At 70.0% G+C, this 6,021-nt stretch carries 2 protein-coding genes and 1 pseudogene; all 3 read left to right on the forward strand.

Translation table 11 applies throughout. The features are described from left to right. Nucleotides 1–12 precede the first annotated feature (12 nt). Nucleotides 13–1,412, forward strand: a 1,400-nt coding sequence (locus ASE30_RS28570) for an AMP-binding protein (protein WP_369819327.1), incomplete at its 3' end; no start/stop codon positions are given. Nucleotides 1,413–1,444: 32 nt separating this feature from the next. Beyond that, nucleotides 1,445–5,124: condensation domain-containing protein (locus tag ASE30_RS29940; RefSeq protein WP_369819328.1), on the forward strand; the 3,680-nt coding region annotated here is incomplete at its 3' end. Nucleotide 5,125: 1 nt separating this feature from the next. Continuing rightward, nucleotides 5,126–6,021: pseudogene (locus ASE30_RS29945) on the forward strand (AMP-binding protein); the annotation flags it as partial.

The raw sequence follows: 6,021 nt of genomic DNA on the forward strand, positions 1-6,021 counted from the left end.
CGCAGCATGGCCATGGTCTCGACCGTGGCGGCCGACCTGGGCCACACCATGCTGTTCGGCGCGCTGTGCTCGGGCCGCGCGCTGCACATGATCCCGGCGCGTCACGCCTTCGACCCGGACCAGTTCGCGCAGTACATGCGCGAGCACCGCATCGATGTGCTGAAGATCGTGCCGAGCCATCTGCAGGCCTTGCTCAGCGCGGCCGATGCGGGCTCGGTGCTGCCGGCGCACCGGCTGGTGCTGGGCGGCGAAGCCACGCGCTGGCCGCTGCTCGATCGCATCGAGGCGCTCAGGCCCGCGACGCGGGTGATGAACCACTACGGGCCGACCGAGACCACGGTCGGGGTGCTGACCCAGGAGGCGCAGGCGGCCGACCGCGGCGCGCAGACGCTGCCGGCCGGCATGCCGATCGCGGGCTGCCGGGCGCGGGTGCTGGACGCGTACTTGCAGCCGGTGCCSGCCGGCGCGGTGGGCGAGCTGTATCTGGGCGGGGCGGGGCTGGCGCGCGGCTACCAGGGCCGGGCGGGCCAGACGGCCGAGCGCTTCGTGGCCGATCCCTTGGTGGCCGGGGGCCGGCTGTACCGCACGGGCGACCGGGTGCGCCAGTTGGAGGACGGCAGCCTGGTGTTCCTGGGGCGGGGCGATGACCAGGTGAAGGTGCGCGGCTACCGGGTCGAGCTGTCGGAGGTGGCGCAGGCGCTGCGCGCGCTCGATGGCGTGGCGCAGGCCGAGGTGGTGGCGCGCGAAGAAGAGGACGGGCGCACGCAGCTTCATGGCTATGTGGTGCCGAAGGCGGGCGCCGAGCTGGCGCCGGCGGCGCTGCGGGCGCGGCTGGCCGAGACGCTGCCGGATTACATGGTGCCCAACGGCCTGGTGGTGCTGGCGGCGTTGCCGTTGACGGCAAACGGCAAGCTGGACCGCAAGGCGCTGCCGCTGGCCGATGCGCCCGAGCAGGGCGAGTTCGAGGCGCCGCAGGGCGAGGCCGAGGAGGCGCTGGCGGCGGTGTGGGCGCAGACGCTGCGGCTGGAGCGGGTGGGTCGCAGGGAGAACTTCTTCGAGCTGGGAGGCGACTCGATCCTGGCGTTGCAGATCATTGCGCGYGCGCGCAAACGGGGATGGAAGCTGATGCCAAGGCAGTTGATGGAGTTGCAGACGGTGGCGCAGGTGGCGGCGGTGGCCGAGCGCATCGAGTCGGGCGCTGGCGCGGCGGGGCCGGTGGCGGGCGGMGCGGCGCAGGACGGTCCGTTCGGCCTGACGCCGGTGCAGCAGTGGTTCTTCGAGCAGGSCTTCGAGCAGCCGTGGCACTGGAACCAGTCGGTGCTGCTGACGGCGACCGAGGTGGTGGACGCGGCGCGCCTGCAGCAGGCGGTGGAGGCGGTGGTGTCGCACCATGAGGCCCTGCGCCTGCGCTTNGGTGTGGGCGCAGACGCTGCGGCTGGAGCGGGTGGGTCGCAGGGAGAACTTCTTCGAGCTGGGAGGCGACTCGATCCTGGCGTTGCAGATCATTGCGCGCGCGCGCAAACGGGGATGGAAGCTGATGCCAAGGCAGTTGATGGAGTTGCAGACGGTGGCGCAGGTGGCGGCGGTGGCCGAGCGCATCGAGTCGGGCGCTGGCGCGGCGGGGCCGGTGGCGGGCGGMGCGGCGCAGGACGGTCCGTTCGGCCTGACGCCGGTGCAGCAGTGGTTCTTCGAGCAGGSCTTCGAGCAGCCGTGGCACTGGAACCAGTCGGTGCTGCTGACGGCGACCGAGGTGGTGGACGCGGCGCGCCTGCAGCAGGCGGTGGAGGCGGTGGTGTCGCACCATGAGGCCCTGCGCCTGCGCTTCACCCAGGCCGACGGTCGGTGGCGGCAAGAGGTGGCGCCGATGGAAGAGGGGGGCTGGCTGATCCAGCTTGCCTTGGACGACGACGAGCCGCCGGCGGGCGCGATCGATCGCCATGTGGCCGCGTTCCAGCAAACGCTGTCGGCGCAGCGGCTGTTCAAGGCCTTGTGGCTGGAAGGCGCCGAAGGCCGCGCGTCGCGCCTGTTGCTGGCTGCCCACCACCTGGTGGTCGATGCGGTGTCCTGGCGGATACTGGTCGAGGACCTGCAAACGGCCTATCGTCAGCGGCTTGATGGCCGGGACGTGCAACTGGCGGGCGCAAGCATCGGTGCGCGGGGCTGGCAGCAGGCGCTTGCGCGGCATGCGGCCGGCGACGTCCTTGTCGCCGAACTGCCGTATTGGAGCGCCGTGGTCGGCGAGGCGGAGCCGGACCTGCCCGGCAACGCCGCGGGCAGCAATACCGTGTCGGACACCGACACCTTGACCGTGACGCTGGATGAGCAGTTGACCGAGCAGCTGATTTCCGAAGTGCCGCAGGCGTATCGGACCCAGATCAACGACCTCCTGCTCACGGCAGTGTCGCGTACGCTTTGCGACTGGACCGGCCGCGACAGTGTGCTGATCGAATTGGAGGGCCATGGGCGCGAAGACCTGGGCGACGCCGGCCTGGACGCTTCACGCAGCGTGGGCTGGTTCACGTCGCTGTTCCCGGTGCGGCTGGCGCCGGGAACAGGTGGGCCCGGCGCCAGCATCAAGGCGGTCAAGGAACAATTGCGCGCGGTGCCGGGCAAGGGCATGGGTTACGGCCTGCTGCGCTACTTGAGCCGCGAGGGCGGCGCGCTGGCGGCGGGAGCCTATCCGCAGGTCACGTTCAACTATCTCGGGCAGATCGACGCCTCGGCCGATGCCGGCACCACGTGGCGCCTGGCGCGCGAGACGGTGAACAACCAGCGCGCGCCGCAAAGCCGCCGCCGCACCTGGCTCGACATCGGCGCCAGCATCCGGCGCGGCGAGCTGCAACTGCACTGGACGTATAGTCGCGCCATTCACGATCCGGCGCGGATCGAGGCGCTGGCGCGCGCCATGCGCGACACCCTGGCGGCGCTGATCGCGCATTGCGTGAGCGGCCTGCGGGGCGCCACGCCTTCGGACTTTCCGCTTGCCGGCATCACGCAGGAGCGCATCGATGCGCTGCCGTGGGAGCAGGCATCGGTGCAGGACATCTATCCGCTGGCGCCGATGCAGCAAGGCCTCTTGCTGCACACCCTGATCAATGCCGGATCCGGCATGTACCTGATGCAGGACCGCTATCGCTTCGACGCCGCGATCGATGTCGAGGCGTTTCGCCGCGCATGGGACAAGGTGGTGGCCCGTCACGAGGTCCTGCGCACCGGCTTCGACTGGCGCAGCGATGCGCAGCCCGTGCAGGTCGTGTATCGCAAGGCGCCGTCGCCTGTGCAGTACCTGGACTGGCGCGGTCAGACCGACGCCGAAATCGAAGCCCGCATCCAGACGCTGCTGACCGAAGAACTGGCGGAAGGCTTCGACCTCGCAAGGCCGCCGCTCATGCGGCTACGCCTGATCCAGGCGGGGCCGGAGACGTTCTACGTGGTTCAGAGCTTTCATCACATCCTGATGGATGCCTGGTGCCGCTCGCTGCTGCTGCGGGACTTCTTTGCGCACTACGAACGCGAACGCGGGCGCAGCGCGCCGGAGATCACGCAGGCGCGGCCCTATCGTGATTTCATCGGGTGGCTGCAAGGGCAGGACACCGGGCGGGCGCGCCAGTACTGGCAAGACACCTTGCGCGGCTTCGACACGGTCACGCCTTTGCCCCATCAGCGCCAGACGGCCGTGGCGGCGGGCGTGGCGCGGGTGGGCGATTGCATCACGCGCCTGTCGGTGCGCGAGACGGCCGCGGTCCAGCAGCAGGCGCAGCGGGAACAGGTGACTGTGAATACGGTGGTGCAGGCCGCGTGGGCGCTGTTGCTGTCCAGGCTGGGCGGCGGGCGCGAGGTCCTGTTTGGCGTGACGGTGGCTGGTCGGCCGCTGGAGCTGCAGGGCATCCAGGAGACCGTCGGTCTCTTCATCAACACCATCCCCTTGCGTGCCCGGTTGCCCGCCGCCCACACGGAGGTCGGGCAATGGCTGCGGGCGCTGTTCGCGCAGAACCTGGAGATGCGCCAGTACGAGCATGTGCCGCTGGTCGAGATCCAGGCGCTGGCCGAAACCCCGCGCGGGGGCAATCTGTTCGACAGCATCTTCGTGTTCGAGAACGCGCCCGTCGATGTCGATGTGGCGACTCGGGCGACCGACCTGAAGGTCAGTTTCAAAGGCAACCGAACCCACACCAACTATCCGATCACCGTGGTGGTGGTGCCGGGTGAAGAACTGGTGTTGCAGCTGTCGTATGACGCAAAGATGTTTGAGCATGCGGATGTCGAGCGCCTGCTTGCGGCCATGCGACACGTTCTGCTCGAGCTGACGGGCGACCCGCAGCGCGCGCTGCATGCGATCACGGTGGTGCCGCCGCAAGTGCGCGGGCAATTGCTGGTCCAGTGCGAAGGGGAGGTCCATTCTTATCCGCTGCGCAGCGGCTATGCCGGCCTGTTCCGGGAGCAGGCGCGCTTGCACGGCGAGCGCGTGGCGGCGCGTTGCGCCGGCGCCCGGATCTCCTATGCCGAGCTGGATGAGCGCGCCGCTTGGCTCGGCGCCGGCCTGCGCGCGGCAGGCGCGGGTGCGGGCGGCGTGATTGCGCTCTATGCCGACCGCGGGTTGACGTTGTTGAGCCTGATTCTCGGAACGTTCAACGCGGGTTGCGCATACCTTGCGCTGGACCGGCGTCATCCGAAGGCCCGCCTGGCCGCCCTGCTGGAAGCGAGCGGCGCGCGGATGGTGGCGGTGCCGGCGGCGGACATGGATCACATCGAACGGATCGCGGCGAAACTGCCGCAACCGCCACGGGTCTGCGCCGTGGAGTCTTTGCTGGATGCGGGCCGCAAGGCGGGCGGAACGGAAACGGCGCGCTTGCCGGGTGGCCATCCCGATGAGGCGGCGTACGTGATCTATACGTCAGGATCGACGGGAGAGCCGAAGGGCGTGGTGGTGACGCAGCAGGGCATGTTGAACAACCAGCTGAGCAAGATTCCGTATCTTGGGCTGGGTCCGGATGACGTGATTGCGCAGACGGCGGCGGTGAGTTTYGACGTGTCGGTGTGGCAGATGCTGGCGGGGCTGCTGTGCGGGGCGTGCGTGGAGATCGTGCCGGACGAGGTGGCGCGGGATCCGGGCGCGTTGCTGGCNGACGTGTCGGTGTGGCAGATGCTGGCGGGGCTGCTGTGCGGGGCGTGCGTGGAGATCGTGCCGGACGAGGTGGCGCGGGATCCGGGCGCGTTGCTGGCGACTGTGCGCGAGCAGGGCGTGACGGTGCTGCAAAGCGTGCCGTCGATGATACAGGCGATGTTGGCGGGCGATCCGGTGGCGCTGCCGCGGCTGCGWTGGCTGTTGCCCACGGGGGAGGCGTCGACGGCGGAGCTGGCGCGGTCGTGGTTTGCGCGCTATCCGGGGGTGCCGCTGGTCAATGCCTATGGCCCGGCCGAGTGCGCCGACGACGTGGCGCTGCACCGGGTGGACGGGGCGCAGGCGCTGGACGGGCATCTGCTGCCGATAGGCCGTCCGACGGACAATACGCGGCTGTATGTGCTGGACGACAGCCTGGAGCCGCTGCCGGTGGGGGTGGTTGGCGAGCTGTACGTGGCGGGCGTGGGYGTRGGCCGAGGGTATCTGGCGCGGGCGGGGTTGACGGCCGAGCGCTTCGTGCCGGATTCGCTGTCGGCGCAGCCGGGAGGGCGGTTGTACCGCACGGGCGACCTGGCGCGGTGGCGGGGCGATGGGGTGCTGGAATACCTGGGRCGTTCGGATCAGCAGGTCAAGATCCGCGGGCAGCGCCTGGAGCTGGGTGAGATCGAGGCGCAACTGGCGCGGCACGAGTCGGTGGCCGCGGCGGTGGTGGCGGTGCACGAGGATGGGCAGGGCGAGCGGCGGCTGGTGGCGTATGTGGTGGCGCGCGCCTCGGGGGTGGCTACCGACGAGTTGGCGCAGGCCGAACTGCGCGAGGCGTTGCGGGATTATCTGAAGGGCAGGCTGCCGGAGTTCATGGTGCCGTCGTTCTGGGTGTTCCTGCCGGCGCTGCCGCTGAA

This window comes from Achromobacter sp. Root83 (assembly GCF_001428845.1).
Lineage (GTDB): Bacteria > Pseudomonadota > Gammaproteobacteria > Burkholderiales > Burkholderiaceae_B > Achromobacter.